This is a genomic window from Blastococcus atacamensis, assembly GCF_002938425.1.
Taxonomy (GTDB): domain Bacteria; phylum Actinomycetota; class Actinomycetes; order Mycobacteriales; family Geodermatophilaceae; genus Blastococcus; species Blastococcus atacamensis.
The window spans coordinates 1-15735 of record NZ_POQU01000019.1 but is presented as its reverse complement, the minus strand read 5'-3'; the positions used below and the strand labels follow the sequence as shown (position 1 = coordinate 15735).

Below are 15735 nucleotides of genomic sequence, written 5' to 3'. Positions count from 1 at the left end.
AGCGTCGTCGCCGTGACTGACGCAGCGTCCGCCCCCATCTCCGCCGTCGCCGCCGGTCTGGCGACCGTCACCCCGTCGGGCACCGTCCTGGACACCTGGTACCCGGAGCCGCGCCTCGGCGCGCCCGACGGCGCCGCGTCGGGGACCACCCGGCTCGGGGCCCTGGAGCTGTCCGGCGAACTCGGCCCCGACTACGGCGGCCTGGTGCGCCGCGACGAGACGCGGGGCGTGGAGATCATCGCCGTGCGCACCGTCATCGCCGACCTGTCCGCCCCGGCCGTGGACACCCACGACGTCTGGCTGCGGCTGCACCTGCTCTCGCACCGGCTGATCCGGCCGCACCAGGCGAACATGACCGGCATCTTCGGGCTGCTCACCAACGTGGCCTGGACCAGCGCGGGCCCGGTCGAGGCGGCCGGCTTCAACGCGCACCGGCTGCGTGCCGCCGTCGGGCACGTGACCGTGTTCGGCGTCGACAAGTTCCCCCGGATGGTCGACTACGTCATCCCCTCCGGCGTGCGGATCGCCGACGCCGACCGCGTGCGGCTGGGCGCGCACCTCGCCGAGGGCACCACGGTCATGCACGAGGGCTTCGTGAACTTCAACGCCGGCACGCTGGGCCCCTCCATGGTCGAGGGCCGGATCAGCGCCGGCGTCGTCGTCGGTCCCGACAGCGACATCGGCGGCAGCGCTTCGATCATGGGCACCCTCTCCGGCGGCGGCACCCAGGTCATCTCGATCGGCAGCGGCTGCCTGCTGGGCGCCAACTCCGGCATCGGCATCTCGCTCGGCGACGGTTGCGTCGTCGAGGCCGGCTGCTACGTCACCGCCGGGTCGCGGATCACGCTGTCCGACGGCTCGGTGGTGAAGGGCAAGGAGCTCTCCGGCCGCAACGGTTTGCTGTTCCGGCGCAACAGCGTCACCGGCGCACTCGAGGCATTGCAGCGCGAGGGCACCTGGGGCGAGCTGAACGCCGACCTGCACGCCAACTAGAAGAAGGACCACCCTTCCCCCCACGCTTCGCACGCTCAACGCGGGCCCCTGAAGCATGGCCGTTACAGGGAACGGACAGGTTCGGCGCCTATCGTCGGAGGCGATGACCAGCCCCCGTACCGCGACGCATCCCGCCGCCGCTCGGGCCCGCAGCACCACCCGCCCACGGCCGTCCACCGGTCGCGGTCCCTCCGGCGGCGGCGCGCGGCGCAGCGGCCGGAGATCGCCGCGCACGTCGGCACGGGGTCGTCGGCCCGGCGGTGCCCGGGGCATCGCCCGCTGGTGGCCGGCGCTCCTCGTGGCGGCCGCCCTCTTCGCCGGCGTCGCCTGGGGCACCGATCGGCTGCCGGACATCCCCGCGGCCAGCAGCTGCACCGTGCCCGACGGCTCAGTCGTGGTGACCGCGGAGCAGGCGACCCACGCCGCCACCATCGCCCAGGTCGCGCGGGACCGGGGACTGCCCGAGCGCGCCGTCGTCATCGCGCTGGCGACGGCCCAGCAGGAGTCGCGGCTGCGCAACCTCGACTACGGCGACCGGGACTCGCTGGGCCTTTTCCAGCAGCGTCCGTCCCAGGGCTGGGGCAGCCCGGAGGAGGTGCGGGACCCGGTCTACGCGGCCGGCCGGTTCTACGACCGGCTGGTGACCATCCCCGGCTGGGAGGCCGGCCGGCTCACCGAGATCGCCGACGGCGTGCAGCGCTCGGCGTTCCCTGAGCTGTACCAGCAGTGGGAGCCCATGGCACAGCAGCTCAGCACTGCCCTGGCGACCGGCACGCTCGAGTGCACCTGATCACATCGCGCACGAACACGCTCCCCCGGCAGAGGGGCAGACGGGTTTCGACGCTCAACGACAGGGCCGGGGACTCCGACACCTGGCCCATGACGATCGCATCCAACGACTTCCCCCAGGCGGTTCCCCCCGCGGCCCCCGGCCCTGCGGTCGCCGACATGCCGGTGCTGCTGCCCACCCGCGAGGCGCTGCTCGGCCGGCTCGCGGACGAGCTCCCCGGCTCCGCCGAGCAGCCGGTGACCCTGCTGGTGATCGGCCTGCTGCGGCGGGACGACGGCTGGCCCACCCCGCGACCGACGCTGGCGCAGGTCACCTCGCTGCTGGCCCGCTCCGTGCGGGGCGACGACTGGCTGGGCGCCTCCGGTGCCGCAGAGTTCGGCATCGTCCTGGCCGGCCCGGCGTCGACCGCGCACGTCGTGGGCCCCCGCCTGCTCGCCGCCATCGACGCCCTCGGCATCCCGGGCCTGTCGGCGTCGGCCGCGATCGCGCCGCTGACGCCGGACCTGACCGCCGGAGAGGTCTTCCGCCGGGCCACGCTCAGCCTGACCGCGGCCCGTCGCGTCGGCGCCGGCACCACGATCGAATACCTCGAGCCGGTCTGAACCGGACGGCTCCTCAGCCGCCGAGTCGCTCGACGGCCGCGTCGATCCGCTCGTCCGTGGCGGTCAGCGCCAGCCGGACGTGCCGGGAACCGGCGGGACCGTAGAAGCTCCCCGGGGCGGCGACGATGCCGAGCCCGGCGAGCCGGTCGATCGTGACCCAGCAGTCCTCGTCACGCGTCGCCCACAGGTAGAGGCCCGCCTCCGAGTGGTCCACGCGCATGCCGGCGCCACGCACAGCGGCCAGCAGCCGCTCGCGACGGCCGCGGTAGCGCTCGCGCTGCGCGTCGACGTGCTCGTCGTCGTCCAGGGCAGCAGCCATGGCGGCCTGCACCGGACCCGGCACCAGCAGGCCCAGGTGCCGGCGCACCTCCCAGACGCGGCGCACCAGCGCCGGGTCACCGGAGAGCAGCCCACCGCGGTAGCCGGCGGCGTTCGACTGCTTGGACAGGGAGTGCACGGCCAGCAGGCCGGTGTGGTCCGTCCCGGCGACCTCCGGGTGCAGGATCGACCGGGGCGTGACGTCCCAGCCCAGCGTGATGTAGCACTCGTCGGCGACGACGGGGACACCGTGCGCGCGGCCCCACTCGACCCAGGCGCGCAGCTCGTCGTCCCGGAGCACCCGCCCGTGCGGGTTCCCCGGGGAGTTCAGCCAGACCAGGGAGATCCCGGCCGCCTCGGCGGGCGGGGTGTCGCAGCGGCGGACGGCCAGCCCGGCCAGCACGGCACCCACCTCGTAGGTCGGGTAGGCGACCTCGGGCAACAACACGGTCGTGGCACCGCCCTGCAGGCCCAGGAGCGTGGGCAGCAGGGCGACGAGCTCCTTGGAGCCCACCGTCGGGATCACCGAGGGGTCGGCCCCGGAGGGGTCCGCGACGGTCACGCCCAGGCGGCGCCGCAGCCAGCCCGCCGCCGCGGTGCGGAGCGCGTCGGTACCGAGCGCGGTCGGGTAACCCGGTGCGTCGGCGGCGGCCGCGAGGGCGTCGCGCAGCACCTGCGGCGTCTGGTCGACCGGCGTGCCGATGGACAGGTCGACCACCCCGCCGGGGTGCTGGGCGGCACGCGCCCGCGCCCCGGCGAGCGAGTCCCAGGGGAAGTCCGGCAGCGCCCGTGGCGCGCCGGGGTCCGGAGCGGTCAGTGACCTTCGCCCTGGGGCGGGAGGGCGGCGACCAGCGGGTGGTCCTTGCCGATCTTGCCGGTCCTGGCGGCGCCGCCGGGGCTGCCCAGGTCGGAGAAGAACTCCACGTTGGCGTTGTAGAAGTCCTTCCACTTGTCCGGGACGTCGTCCTCGTAGTAGATGGCCTCGACCGGGCAGACCGGCTCGCACGCGCCGCAGTCCACGCACTCGTCGGGGTGGATGTAGAGCATCCGGTCGCCCTCGTAGATGCAGTCCACCGGACACTCGTCGATGCACGCCTTGTCGAGAACGTCGACACATGCCTGGGTGATGACGTAGGTCACGGGGTTCCCTCCCGGGGACGATCGGCGGCGCCCTCGGCCGGTGACCGGGGGCGCCAGATGCGCACCCAGTATCACCTCCGGGATCGCCGCTCGTTCGGCGGGATCCCCCCTCATGCGTCTCTGACCCCTTCGGGGTGGGTCCGAAGTCCCTGCTCAAGACCCGCGCGCAGCGGCCGAAGAGAACGACGTGCCCGAGCAGAAGACGCACCGCGAGGCTGCGCCGCGAGCCGGCGCGTCGCCGTCGCCCTACGACGCCCAGGCGGCGCTGGAGAGCCTGCTCGGCCGGTTGCGCGCCGCATCGGGCGCCACCCGCGTGTCGGTGTGGGTGCACGAGGCCACCACGGAACTCGTCGTGCCCTTCCGCCGGGCCGTCCGCCCGGGTGCCGAGGCGGTCGAGCAGCACCCCGCGCTGATCACCCCGGCACTGCTCGCGGACTCCCCCTTCCTCGCCGCCGTCGTCCGCACCCGCTCGTCCGTGACCGCGCGGGCGGACGGCCGGCGAGCGGCCGACCGGCAGCTGGCCGAGGTGGGCAGCCGCTCCGCCCACGGCGAGCCGCTCATCCTCGACGGCCAGGTCATCGGCGTCCTCACCGTCGAGCCCGCAGCCGCCGCGTCGTCGCACCTGCTGCGGCAGACGACGCCCCGGCTGGCCGCCGCCCTCTCCGAGGCGTGGGCGCGCCGCTCCCAGCAGCGCCGGCTGGACCAAGCCGCGGTCCTGCTCGGTCTCATCGAGTCCGCCACCCAGACCGAGTCCCTGGACTCCCTGCTCGGCTCCGCCTGCCGGCAGCTGGCCGAGCTCGGCGAGGTCGAGCGGGCGTGCATCTTCCTGCTGGAGGACGGCCGGCTGGTCCCCAGCATGGCCGCCTACGCCGACGGTCGCCGCGACCTGGCCACCTGGCAGCAGTTCCGCAACGCGCCCGTGGCCCTCGAGCTGGCCGAGACGGTGCTCCGCACCGGCGAGCCGCGGACCGCCGACCGGAACTCCGGCCTGCTGTCGGGCTGGTGGGTCGACTCCTTCTCCATCGCGTCGGCGCTCGCCGTGCCGCTGGGACGGGCTCCCGAGCTGGCCGGCGTCCTGACCCTGGACAGCACCCACGTGCGACCGTTCTCCGAGGACGTGCGCCGGCTCGCCGCAGCCGCGGGCGCGCACCTCGGCGGCGTCATCGAGCAGGCCCGGACCAGCCAGGCCCGCGCCACCTCGTTGAACACCGCCCGCGTCGTCCGCCAGCTCCTGGTCGACGGCTCGGGCGCAACCGGCGTCGCCGAGGCCGCCGAGGTCGTCGCCCGCGCCGTGCAGCAGCTCGCCGGCACGCACCGCAGCGCGGCCTACCTGGTCGACTCCGACGACTTCCTCGTCGAGGTCCGGCACGTCGACTGGCCCGACGCGCACAAGGAGGTCGTGCAGACCCAGCTCGTGGGCCGGCATGGCACCGAGGTCCCGCTGTGGCGGATGAGCGCGGAGCAGAAGACCCCGCTGTTCGTCGAGGACACCACGACCAGCGACCTGCTCGACCCGCGGCTGTGCCGCGCCCTCGACCTCGCCTCCTACCTCAGCGTGCCGCTGATGGCCGGCGACCGCCTGCTCGGCCTGGTGGTCACCGGCTCGGTGGGCGCCGCGCGCTCCTGGTCGCCGTCGGTGCGCGACGCCGTCCGGCAGGTCGCGCTGGAGGGTTCACTCGTCGTCGAGAACGCGGAGCTACGCGCCAGTGAGCAGCGCCGCCTGGCCCAGCTGGCCACGGAGGCGCACCACGACCCGCTCACCGGGCTGGCCAACCGCCGGCGCTTCATCGAGGAGGTCGAGGCCACCGTCTACGGCGACGGCGAGCGCAGCTGCGCGCTGCTCATGATCGACCTCGACCGGTTCAAGGAGATCAACGACAGCTTCGGGCACAGCGTCGGGGACGACCTGCTCTGCCTGGTCGGTCCCCGGCTGCGACAAGCCCTGCGCCCCGGCGACCTCCTGGCCCGCATGGGGGGCGACGAGTTCGCCGTCCTGCTGCCCGACGCCGACGTCGCACGCGCACGCGAGGTGGGCGCGGAGCTCGGCGCCGCCCTCCGCGAGGCCTTCGTGCTCGACGGCATGCCGCTGCACGTGGACGCCAGCGTCGGCATCGCGCTCTGCCCCGAGCACGGGCGGGACCGCTCATTGCTGCTGGCTCGCGCCGACACCGCCATGTACGCGGCCAAGCGGGGCCGGCAGGGCTTCGAGGTGTGGGCGCCCGACGGCACCCCGGCCTCCCGGGACCGGCTGGAGACCCTGGAGCAGCTGCGCTCGGCCCTGGACGGCGAGCAGCTGGACAACCACTACCAGCCCAAGCTGGACCTGCGCTCCGGGCGGATCACCGGCGTGGAGGCCCTGGTCCGCTGGAACCACCCCGTGCGGGGCCTGCTGTTCCCCGACGTGTTCCTGCCGCTGGCCGAGCAGGCCGGCCTGATGCGCCGGCTGGCTCTCCGGGTGCTGGAGCGCGCGCTGAGCGACGTCCGCGGCTGGCGCGCGCAGGGCCACGACCTCTCCGTCGCGGTCAACCTGTCCGTGTCCAACCTCCAGGACGTCGCCCTGCCCGACCAGGTGGCGATGCTGCTCGACGCGTTCGCGGTGCCCGCCCAGGCGCTGATCCTGGAGATCACCGAGGACGTGCTCATGTCCGACGCCGCACGCAGCCAGCAGGTCATGGCCGGCCTGCGCCGCCTGGGCGTCCGGCTGTCGGTCGACGACTACGGCACCGGTTACTCCTCGCTGGCATACCTGCGCGCGCTGCCGGTGGACGAGCTGAAGCTCGACCGCAGCTTCGTCACCCACCTGACGACCGACTCCCGTGCCGCGGCGATCGTGCGCAGCACCCTGCAGCTGAGCCGGGACCTGGGCATGAGCATGGTCGTGGAAGGCGTGGAGGACGCCGCCGCGCTCGCCGCGCTGCGCACCTGGGGCTGCGACGTGGCGCAGGGTTACCACATCGCCCGGCCGATGCCGGCCGAGCAGGTGGTCCGCTGGCTCGACGCGCACCCCGCCCCGGCCGTCCCCCTGATGGGCGGACCGTCGGCCACCTGAGCCGCGCGGCATGATCGTGCGGTGTCCGCCGCGCTGCCGTTGGTTCCCGTTGACGATCTCGAGCGGCTGGCGGCCCGCACCTGGCGCGGCTCCGAGGAGGAGGCGCACGGCGACTGGCTGCTGCGCGCCGGCGGAGGGTTCACCGGCCGCGCCAACTCGGTGCTCGTCGTGGGCGCTCCGCCGTCGGACCCGTCGTCGGCGGTCGCCGAGGTGACCCGGTGGTACCGCGCGCGGGGCCTGCGCCCGTGCGCCGCCGTCCCGATGCCGGGAGGCGAGCAGGCCGACGCGGCGTTCGCCGCCGCCGGCTGGACCCGGGACGAGGACAACCTCGTGCTCGCCTCGTCACTCGTCGGCTGGGCCGAGCGGCCACCGTCGACCCCCGTGACCCTCGCGGCCGAGCCGGACGATGCCTGGCTGGACGGCTACCGCTACCGGGGGGCCGCCCTGCCCCCGGCTGCGGCGGCGGTGCTCCGCACCGGCAACCGCCCGGTCTTCGCCTCGGTCCGCCTCGACGACCGGCCGGCGCCGCTCGCGGCGGTCGCTCGCGGGGTCCTGGAGGACGGATGGCTGGTGATCAGCGCTGTGACGGTCGCCGAGCGCTACCGCCGCCGCGGCCTGGCCATCGCGGTGATGGCGGCGCTGGGCGCGGACGCGCGTGCGCGGGGTGGGCGCGCCTGCCTGCTGCAGGTCGCCGCCTCGAACGCGCCGGCCCTGGCCCTCTACGAGCGGCTGGGCTTCACCGAGCACCACCGCTACCACTACCGGACGGCGCCGGCGCTGCGCTGACCCGGCCGCGCGGCTCCCCCAGCACCAGCCCCACCGAGAGCGCGGCGGCGACCACGCCCAGCGCCAGGAAGGTCAGGTTCAGCCCGTTGCTGACGATGACCAGGTCCCCCTCGGCCCGCCGGCCCATGGCCGCCACCGCGACCGCGAGCCAGACGACCGCCGGCAGCACCGCGACCACCCGCGAGCCCGACACGCGCAGCGCCACCCGCACGAGCAGCACGTTGCCGACGACCGCGGCGAGGACCGACACGGGGACCGGCATCCCCCCGATGCGCAGCGGCAGCCAGAACACCTCGACCACGGCCAGCCACCCGGCGACGACGACGGCGCACACCCCCCAGCCGGCAGTGCGCACCGACGTCATCCGGGCAGACCGGCGAAGAGGTCGTCCTCCCACCCCTCCGGGCCGGGCCCCGCAGGCCCGCGCTCGCCCTGCACCAGCCGGTAGTACTCCACGGCCATCATCTCCAGGCCCAGGTTGTTCGACAGCGCGAAGAAGGGCCCGTCGACCATGATCTGGGTGGGGTGCGCGCGCATGGCGGCGTCCTTCTCCGCCGCATGGCGGCTGCCGTCGACCGCCGTCGTCACCAGCTCGTCGGGCACGGCGAACGGGACGTCGTCGGCGCTGGTCACGCCCTCGAAGAAGGTCTGGTCACCCGCGGCGGCCAGCGCGTCGATGCCGCGCTGCAGCACCGACCGCGGCATGCAGCACCAGTAGACCTTGGCGACCGTCCACGCCTCGCCCAGGTCCGGCCGGTAGGCGGGGTCGGCGGCTGCCGCGACGGCAGCCATCGCCACCCGGTGCGCCTGGATGTGGTCGGGGTGGCCGTAGCCGCCGTTCTCGTCGTACGTGACCACCACCTGCGGGCGCACGTCGCGCACCACCGCGACGGCGTGCGCGACGGCCTCGTCGAGGTCGGCGTTCCAGAAGGCCCGCGGATGGCCGTTGGACGCCACGCCCATCATCCCGGAGTCGCGGTACCGCCCGGCGCCGCCGAGGAACCGGATGTCGGTGACGCCGAGGGCGTCCATCGCCGTCCGCAGCTCCCAGATCCGGTAGCCGCCCAGCTGGTCGGCCTGGTCGGCCGCCAGCTGCTCCAGCGCCGGCACGAGGATCTCGCCCTCCTCCCCGAGCGTGCAGGTGAGCAGCGTGACGTGGGCGCCCTCGGCGACGTAGCGCGCCATCGTGGCGCCGTTGTTGATCGTCTCGTCGTCCGGGTGGGCGTGGACGAGGAGCAGGCGGCGAGATGCGGTCACGGTGCGATCCTGCCGGATCGCATTGTGATCACCCACCGCCCCCTGGGAGGGTCGAGCCGCTGGGTCGCTCAACCCTCCAACGGGACAACCGTGCGCGCCTCGGCGAAGTGGCAGGCCGAGGGGTGGCCCTGTCCACGGTCGACGAGCGCCGGCGCCTCGGTGGCGCAGATGTCCTGCGCCTTCCAGCAGCGCGTGCGGAACCGGCAGCCCGACGGCGGGTTCGCGGGGCTCGGGACGTCGCCCTGCAGCAGGATCCGCTCCTTGAGGCCGCGCAGGTGCGGCTCGTGGACCGGTACCGAGGACAGCAGCGCCTGTGTGTAGGGGTGCGACGCCGAGGTGTACACCTGGCTGTCGGTGCCCTCCTCCACCACGCTGCCGAGGTACATCACGGCCACGCGGTCGGAGATGTGCCGGACGACCGAGAGGTCGTGGGCGATGAACAGGTAGGACAGCCCGAAGTCGTCCTGCAGGTCTTCGAGCAGGTTGACCACCTGGGCCTGCACCGAGACGTCCAGCGCGCTGACCGGCTCGTCGCACACGATGATCTCCGGCTGCAGGGCCAGGGCCCGAGCGATGCCGATGCGCTGCCGCTGACCACCGGAGAACTGGTGGGGGTAACGGTTGACGAAGTCGGGGTTCAGACCGACCCGCTCCATCAGCTCCTGGGTGCGCTGCAGCCGGCCCTTGCGCGGGGCGATGTCGGCATGCACCGACCAGCCCTCGGCCACGATGTCGCCGACGGTCATCCGCGGGTTCAGCGAGGCGTACGGGTCCTGGAAGATGATCTGGACCTCGCGCCGGTAGTCCTTGAGCGCGCGGCCGCCCATCTTCGCGACGTCGCGGCCCTTGTAGAGGATCTGCCCGCTCGTGGGCTTCTCCAGCGCGACCAGCAGTTTGCTCACGGTCGACTTGCCGCAGCCGGACTCGCCCACCAGGCCCAACGTCTCGCCGCGGCGCAGCGTCAGGTTCACCCCGTCGACCGCGCGGACGTGGCCGACGGTGCGCTTGAAGACGATGCCCTGGGTCAGGGGGAAGTGCTTCTTGAGGTCCTTGACCTCGAGCAGGGGCTCGCCCGGGGCGACCGCATTGCCGGTGGATTCAGGCACCGAGGACCTCCTCGCTGTAGTGGCAGGCCGCCTCGCGGCCCGGGACGACCAGCCGCAGCGGCGGAACGTCCTCGGCGCAGTGCCGGCCGGGCAGCGCGTCGGCGCCGATCCGGCGCTTGGGGCACCGCGGGTGGAAGGGGCAGCCCGACGGGATGTTGGCCAGGTTCGGCGGTTGGCCACCGATCGGCAGCAGCCGCCCGCCCTTCGCCTCGAGCTGGGGGATGGAGCTCATCAAACCGTCGGTGTACGGGTGGGCCGGGTCGCCGAAGACGTCGTCGACCGTGCCCCGCTCGACGATACGACCGGCGTACATGACGGCGACATTGTCCGCGACCTCGTTGACCACGCCGAGGTCGTGGGTGATCAGCACCAGACCCATGCCCGTGTCGCGCTGCAGGTCCTTGAGCAGGTCCATGACCTGCGCCTGCACCGTGACGTCGAGCGCCGTCGTGGGCTCGTCGGCGATGAGGATCCGCGGGTCCAGCGCGATCGCCATGGCGATCATGACGCGCTGGCGCATACCGCCGGAGAACTGGTGCGGGTAGTCGTTCACCCGCTGCGCGGCGGCCGGGATGCGGACCCGGTCCATCAGCTCGACGGCCCGCTTCTTGGCGTCCTTGCGGGACATGCCGCGGTGCGCGCGGAACATCTCCCCGATCTGGAAGCCGACGCTGTAGACGGGATTCAGCGACGAGAGCGCATCCTGGAAGATCATCGAGATGCCGGGACCGCGCACCTTGCGCTGCTCCTCGGCCGACACGGTGAGCAGGTCCCGGCCCTCGAAGAGGATCCGGCCGCTGGTGATCTCCGCCGGCGGCACGTCGAGGATGCCCATGATCGCCTGCGCGGAGACCGACTTGCCCGAGCCGGACTCACCGAGGATCGCGAGGGTCTCCCCTTCCGACACGGTGTAGCTCACGCCGTTGACGGCGTTGACCAGACCGGACCCGGTGCGGAACTGCACCCGCAGGTCCTGGACCTCGAGGATCGGGCCGAACCCGGCGCGGGCGGAGCCGGACGGTGCGGATGTCGACGCGGTGCTCATGAACGCTGCCTCGGGTCGAGGGCGTCGCGCAGTGCGTCGCCCATCATGACGAACGCCATCACCGTCATGGTCAGGATCAGGCTGGGGAAGAAGACCAGGTGCGGGGCGACGCGCAGCAGGCGCTGACCGGCGTCGATCTGCAGCCCCCACGAGATCGCCGGGCGCTGCAGCCCGACGCCGAGGAAGGTCAGCGTGGCCTCCGCCGCGATCAGCACGCCGATGGTGATGGTCGCGTAGACCAGCACCGGCGCGATCGCGTTGGGCAGGATGTGCCGCAGCAGGATCCGGCCGTTGGACGCACCCATGGCGCGGGCCGCGGCCACGTAGTCCGAGCTCTTGACCGCGATCACCTGGGAGCGCACGAGGCGCATCGCGGTCATCCACCCGAAGGCGGCCAGCGCGATCGCCACCGCCACGACCCCCCGGCCGAGGAAGCCGCTGCGCAGCACCACGAGCGCGCCGAGGATCAGCGGGAGCGCGTAGAAGATGTCGGCCACGCGGGAGAGCAGGCTGTCGACCCACCCGCCGAAGAAACCGCTGATCGCGCCCACCACCACGCCCAGGAGCAGGATCACGACCACCGCCAGCAGGCCGATGATCAGCGAGTTCCGCGCGCCGTGAACGACGTTGGCCATGTAGTCGCAGCCCTGCTGGTCGAATCCGAACCAGTGCTCCGACGAGGGCGCCTGGCCCGAGCGGGAGAGGCTGCAGTCGCGGGGATCGGCACCGCGGGAGAACACCTTCGGGAACAGCGCCATCAACAGGAAGAGCAGCCCCAGCACGGCGCCGATCCAGAAGAGGACGTTGCGCCGCAGCTGCTTCCAGGCGTCGCTCCACAGGCTGTTCTGCCGATCACTGGTGACGTCGACCGACGGGCTGGCCAGACCCGTGGTGGTGCCGGCCTCGACCTCGTCCTTGCGCAGATCGGCCTGCTGCTGGTCACTCATAGCGGATCCTCGGGTCGAGGACGGCGTAGAGCACGTCGACGACCAGGTTGAAGAAGATGAAGAAGAAGACCATCAGGGTGACGATGCCGACCACGACCGCACCCTCCTGGGCCCGCACCGCGTCGAAGATCGCTCGGCCGATGCCAGGGAGGTTGAACACCGACTCGGTGACGATGGCCCCGCCGAGCAGCGTGCCGATGTCGGCGCCGACGAACGTGACCACCGGGATCAGGCTGTTGCGCAGCGTGTGGCGGATGACGACGGTCCGGTTCGGCAGCCCCTTGGCCCGGGCGGTGCGCACGTAGTCCGCACGCATGTTCTCCGCCACGCTGGTCCGGGTCAGCCGCGCGACGTAGGCCAGCGATCCGGAGGCGAGCACGAAGCCCGGGAGCAGGAAGCTGTACCAGCCCTCCTGCACCCCCGAGATCGGGAAGAGCCCCAGCCTGAGGCCGAACACGAACTGGGCGATGAAGGCCAGCACCAGGATCGGGATCGAGACGACCAGCGTCGTCGACACCAGGACGACGTTGTCGAAGAAGCTGTTTCGACGGATGCCGGCGAGCACGCCGGCGGCGATGCCGATGACGGCCTCGATGGCGATGGCCACGACCGTCAGCTTGATCGTGATCGGCAGCCGCTGGGAGATCGTGTCGAGGACCGGCCGGCCGCGGAAGTCGGTGCCGAGGTCGCCCTGCGCCATGTCACCCAAATACTTGAGGTACTGGATGCCGAGCGGGTCGTTGAGGTTGAACTCCTGCTTCAGCTGCGCGACGACGGCCGGCGCGAGGGGGCGATCACCGCCCAGGGCACGGATGGGGTCGCCGGGCAGGGCGTAGACCATCGCGAAGATGAGGAACGAGGCGCCGAGCAGGACGGGGATCGTCAGCAGCAGGCGGCGCGCAACGTAGCGGCCCATGTTCCCCCTCGGGTGAGCGCGTCACCGGCTCAGCGGTGACGCGGAGACATCGTGCCAAAGTGCCCCGCACGCGCGCCGCCGGGGGCGACTGTCCGTTCGGACAGCACCCCCGGCGGCGGCAGGGGTCGTGCTGGGCGAGCGTCAGCTGTTGACGGTCACCTGGGAAGTGTCGACCTGGCCGAACACGTCGACGAAGACGCCGGACACGTTCTCCGAGTGGACCGCCTGCTCGAGCCCGAAGAACATCGGGATGATCGGCATGTCCTCGAGGAGCACGTCCTCGGCCTGGTTGTAGAACTCGATCGCCTCGTCGTTGCTCGAGGCGCGGTTGCCCTCGTCGACCAGCTCGTCGAACTCAGGGTTCGAGTAGAACGCGGAGTTCGAGCCGGCCGGCGGCAGAGCGGCCGTGGAGTACAGCGGCTCCAGGTAGTTCTGCGGGCTCGGGTAGTCCATGGCCCACGCGAGGCGGAACGGACCGGTGAAGCCCTTCTCGTCCCCCAGGGGCAGGTACTGCGAGAAGTCGAGGTCTCCACGCAGCTGGTAGTCGACGCCGAGGTTCTCCCGCAGCTGGTTGCCGACGGCCTCCATCCAGGCGTCGTGACCGGCGCCCGAGTTGAACCACAGCTCGACCGGCTGGGTGCGGTCGAAGCCGGCCTCGTCGAGGAGCTCGTTGGCGCGCTCGACGTCGACCTCGCAGTACTCGCAGGCACCCTCGCGGTACCCGTCGACGACCGGCGCGATGGCCGAGTCGGCAGGGGCACGCGTGCCGTTGAAGATGGCGTCGGTGATGGCCTTGCGGTCGATCGCCATCGAGAAGGCCTGGCGCACCCGCTTGTCCTGGTAGCGCGGGTCGTAGGTCGGGAAGCCCACGTAGGTGAACTGCGACGACGGCGACTCGAGGAACCGGTCACCGAACTCGTCGGCCGCCGTGGCGATGGCGTCCGGCGGCACGTCCCGGGTGATGTCCAGGTTGCCGGCCTGCACCTCGGTGTAGGCGGTGTTCAGGTCGGCGAAGACCTTGTACTCGACGCCGTCGGCCTGCGCCTCGTTCTCGCCGGCGTAGTCCTCGTACTTCGACAGCGTGATGCCGGTGCCGGGGACGTACTCGCCGTCGGCCTTGAACGGGCCGTTGCCGACCGGGTTCATGCCGGCGGCCTCCGGGTCCTCGAAGAAGGACTCGGGGAGCGGGAAGAAGGCGTTGTAGCCGACCGTCACGGGGAACTGGGCGAACGGGTCGGTGAGGGTGACGGTGAAGGTCGTGTCGTCCTCGACCGTGAGGCCGGTCATCTCCGTCGCGGTGGGCTCACCGGTGACGTTGCCCTCGTCGTCGGTCGGGGCCTGCAGCGCGTCGTAGCCCTCGATGTTCGAGAAGAAGTACGAGGCGCCCTGCGCGTTGGGGCTGTAGGCGGTGTAGTTCCACGCGTCGACGAAGGACTGCGCCGTCACCGGGGTGCCGTCGTGGAAGGTCCAGCCGTCCTTGAGCTTGACGGTCCAGGTGGTGTTGTCGTCGGAGGTGATGTCCTCGGCGACGCCGGTGTACTCCACCTCGCCCTCGGGGCCGTACTGGATCAGGCCGGTCCACAGGGACTTGACGACCTGCGAACCCTCGCTCTCGGTGGTGTTACCGGGCACCAGCGGGTTCTCGGGCTCGTTGATGTACATGCTGAAGGTGCCGCCGGTCGCGCCGCCACCCTCACCGCCGCCGTTGTCGTCGCTACCGCCACAGGCGGACAGGACCATCGCGGCGGCGACGCCGGCCGCGACGAGCGCACCTCTGCGCTTGCTCAAGTTCACGTGCAATGCCTCCCTCGTCCCGCATGGCGGGGGGAACGGACAGGTCGTCCCACGGCCCGACGGGCGTGTGGACGACTGACTGGTCACGAGCCGAACGCAACCGGACGATCACGCATCCGGCTGCGACGGGTGGACCCTAGGCACGCCTCGGAGAAGGTGTCCACGGACGTCATCGAGTTGTGACCTGGGCTCACGATTCGCGCGACAACCATAAGTTCCGCGCTCCCGGCGACGGTCCGCGCAGTTCCTTCCAGCCCCGGTCGGGGTCCGCCGGACGCCTTTCAGCCCATCCGTGCCACGGGTGTCGGGCGCTCGACCACCGGGTAGGTGGGTTGCGCACGATCGACGACGACCACGGAGGTAGCGCGATGAGCGGCACGGACAAGCTGACGGACAAGATCGAAGAGGTCTCCGGCAAGGGCAAGCAGGCCGTCGGTGACGCCACCGACAACCGCGACCTGCAGGCCGAGGGGCAGAAGGAAGAGTCCAAGGGCAATCTCAAGCAGGCCGGCGAGAAGGTCAAGGACGTCTTCAAGTAAAGACGTCGACCTCCTCGCGAGGCCGACGGCAGTGCAGTGACGGGCGCCGCTCCCCCAGGGGACGGCGCCCGTCGCCGCCCGCTGGGCGCCACGGGGACTCCCGGGGCACGACGACCACGGACGACGTCGTGGGGCAGCACCAGGGCAGCGCCCCGCGCGAACAGCTGGTGGACCGCTGTCAGCGCGGGGTCGGCCTGCACGTCGTGCAGCAGGTGGCGGTGGAGACCTGACTCCAGCTGCTTGCCGGAAGCCGCCCCGGCCGCTACCGCGTGCGGGCCGAGGCAGACCCCGCTCAGGTAGCGCCTGCTCATGGCGGCAGCGTGACCGATGGACCGCCCGTCCCCCGGCGTCGTCCACAGCCATTCTACACATCAGACACTGCCGACGATGCGGAGAGTGTAGAACAGGCTATCTGACGTCGCGTCACCAACAAGATACAAAAACACACAAGAA

15 protein-coding genes are annotated in these 15735 nt (G+C 72.2%); 6 read left to right on the top strand and 9 right to left on the bottom strand.

Translation table 11 applies throughout. The features are described from left to right. Positions 1-12 precede the first annotated feature (12 nt). From dapD to C5508_RS07115, 3 genes are all read left to right on the top strand, one after another. Positions 13-993, top strand: a complete 981-nt coding sequence (gene dapD / locus C5508_RS07125) for a 2,3,4,5-tetrahydropyridine-2,6-dicarboxylate N-succinyltransferase (protein ID WP_104524251.1) — start codon at positions 13-15, stop codon at positions 991-993. 103 nt (positions 994-1096) lie between these two features. Beyond that, a complete protein-coding gene (locus C5508_RS07120) occupies positions 1097-1783 on the top strand; it encodes a hypothetical protein (RefSeq protein WP_157944019.1) in 687 nt (228 codons plus the stop codon). An 89-nt stretch (positions 1784-1872) separates the two neighbouring features. Then, positions 1873-2385, top strand: coding sequence for a nucleotidyl cyclase domain-containing protein (locus C5508_RS07115; RefSeq protein ID WP_104524249.1), 513 nt, complete (start codon positions 1873-1875; stop codon positions 2383-2385). A 13-nt stretch (positions 2386-2398) separates the two neighbouring features. On the opposite strand, the gene dapC is transcribed toward C5508_RS07115, so the two are convergent. Together dapC and fdxA are read right to left on the bottom strand one after the other, a co-directional pair. After that, positions 2399-3487, bottom strand: coding sequence for a succinyldiaminopimelate transaminase (gene dapC / locus C5508_RS07110; RefSeq protein ID WP_269801770.1), 1089 nt, complete (start codon positions 3485-3487; stop codon positions 2399-2401). Between the two features lie 29 nt (positions 3488-3516). Further along, positions 3517-3843 (bottom strand): ferredoxin, encoded by a 327-nt coding sequence (gene fdxA, locus C5508_RS07105; RefSeq protein ID WP_104524248.1) that lies wholly within the window; start codon positions 3841-3843, stop codon positions 3517-3519. A 187-nt stretch (positions 3844-4030) separates the two neighbouring features. On the opposite strand from fdxA, the gene C5508_RS07100 reads away from it, so the two are divergent. Together C5508_RS07100 and C5508_RS07095 are read left to right on the top strand one after the other, a co-directional pair. Further along, positions 4031-6892 (top strand): bifunctional diguanylate cyclase/phosphodiesterase, encoded by a 2862-nt coding sequence (locus tag C5508_RS07100; protein ID WP_104524247.1) that lies wholly within the window; start codon positions 4031-4033, stop codon positions 6890-6892. Positions 6893-6913: 21 nt separating this feature from the next. After that, on the top strand, positions 6914-7678 hold the full coding sequence (locus C5508_RS07095; RefSeq protein WP_104524246.1) for a GNAT family N-acetyltransferase: 765 nt from the start codon (positions 6914-6916) through the stop codon (positions 7676-7678). Here the strand turns inward: C5508_RS07095 and C5508_RS07090 are convergent. From C5508_RS07090 to C5508_RS07060, 7 genes are all read right to left on the bottom strand, one after another. After that, positions 7629-8042 (bottom strand): hypothetical protein, encoded by a 414-nt coding sequence (locus tag C5508_RS07090; protein ID WP_104524245.1) that lies wholly within the window; start codon positions 8040-8042, stop codon positions 7629-7631. The two genes, C5508_RS07095 and C5508_RS07090, sit on opposite strands and share 50 nt — an antisense overlap. After that, complete coding sequence (gene mshB / locus C5508_RS07085; RefSeq protein WP_104524244.1) at positions 8039-8935, bottom strand: N-acetyl-1-D-myo-inositol-2-amino-2-deoxy-alpha-D-glucopyranoside deacetylase; 897 nt, start codon at positions 8933-8935, stop codon at positions 8039-8041. Before mshB ends, C5508_RS07090 begins: the two co-directional genes overlap by 4 nt. A gap of 68 nt (positions 8936-9003) precedes the next feature. Continuing rightward, on the bottom strand, positions 9004-10041 hold the full coding sequence (locus C5508_RS07080) for an ABC transporter ATP-binding protein (RefSeq protein WP_104524243.1): 1038 nt from the start codon (positions 10039-10041) through the stop codon (positions 9004-9006). After that, positions 10034-11086, bottom strand: a complete 1053-nt coding sequence (locus tag C5508_RS07075) for an ABC transporter ATP-binding protein (protein ID WP_104524242.1) — start codon at positions 11084-11086, stop codon at positions 10034-10036. Before C5508_RS07075 ends, C5508_RS07080 begins: the two co-directional genes overlap by 8 nt. After that, a complete protein-coding gene (locus C5508_RS07070; protein WP_104524241.1) occupies positions 11083-12033 on the bottom strand; it encodes an ABC transporter permease in 951 nt (316 codons plus the stop codon). The genes C5508_RS07075 and C5508_RS07070 overlap by 4 nt, the downstream gene beginning before the upstream one ends. Next, the gene (locus C5508_RS07065; protein ID WP_104524240.1) at positions 12026-12949 is read right to left on the bottom strand and encodes an ABC transporter permease; all 924 of its coding nucleotides are present in this window, start codon (positions 12947-12949) and stop codon (positions 12026-12028) included. The genes C5508_RS07070 and C5508_RS07065 overlap by 8 nt, the downstream gene beginning before the upstream one ends. A gap of 141 nt (positions 12950-13090) precedes the next feature. Then, positions 13091-14743, bottom strand: a complete 1653-nt coding sequence (locus tag C5508_RS07060; RefSeq protein WP_198597940.1) for a peptide ABC transporter substrate-binding protein — start codon at positions 14741-14743, stop codon at positions 13091-13093. A 368-nt stretch (positions 14744-15111) separates the two neighbouring features. On the opposite strand from C5508_RS07060, the gene C5508_RS07055 reads away from it, so the two are divergent. After that, positions 15112-15282 carry a CsbD family protein gene (locus tag C5508_RS07055; RefSeq protein ID WP_104524239.1) on the top strand — a complete coding sequence of 57 codons (171 nt, stop codon included), beginning with the start codon at positions 15112-15114 and terminating at the stop codon, positions 15280-15282. Positions 15283-15735 lie beyond the last annotated feature (453 nt).

Bases quoted from the DNA above. Each gene is read 5' to 3' on its own strand.
- C5508_RS07065 (WP_104524240.1), bottom strand. From the start codon at position 12,949: ATGGGCCGCTACGTTGCGCGCCGCCTGCTGCTGACGATCCCCGTCCTG.
- C5508_RS07090 (WP_104524245.1), bottom strand. From the start codon at position 8,042: ATGACGTCGGTGCGCACTGCCGGCTGGGGGGTGTGCGCCGTCGTCGTC.
- C5508_RS07055 (WP_104524239.1), top strand. From the start codon at position 15,112: ATGAGCGGCACGGACAAGCTGACGGACAAGATCGAAGAGGTCTCCGGC.
- C5508_RS07115 (WP_104524249.1), top strand. From the start codon at position 1,873: ATGACGATCGCATCCAACGACTTCCCCCAGGCGGTTCCCCCCGCGGCC.
- C5508_RS07120 (WP_157944019.1), top strand. From the start codon at position 1,097: ATGACCAGCCCCCGTACCGCGACGCATCCCGCCGCCGCTCGGGCCCGC.
- C5508_RS07070 (WP_104524241.1), bottom strand. From the start codon at position 12,033: ATGAGTGACCAGCAGCAGGCCGATCTGCGCAAGGACGAGGTCGAGGCC.
- C5508_RS07075 (WP_104524242.1), bottom strand. From the start codon at position 11,086: ATGAGCACCGCGTCGACATCCGCACCGTCCGGCTCCGCCCGCGCCGGG.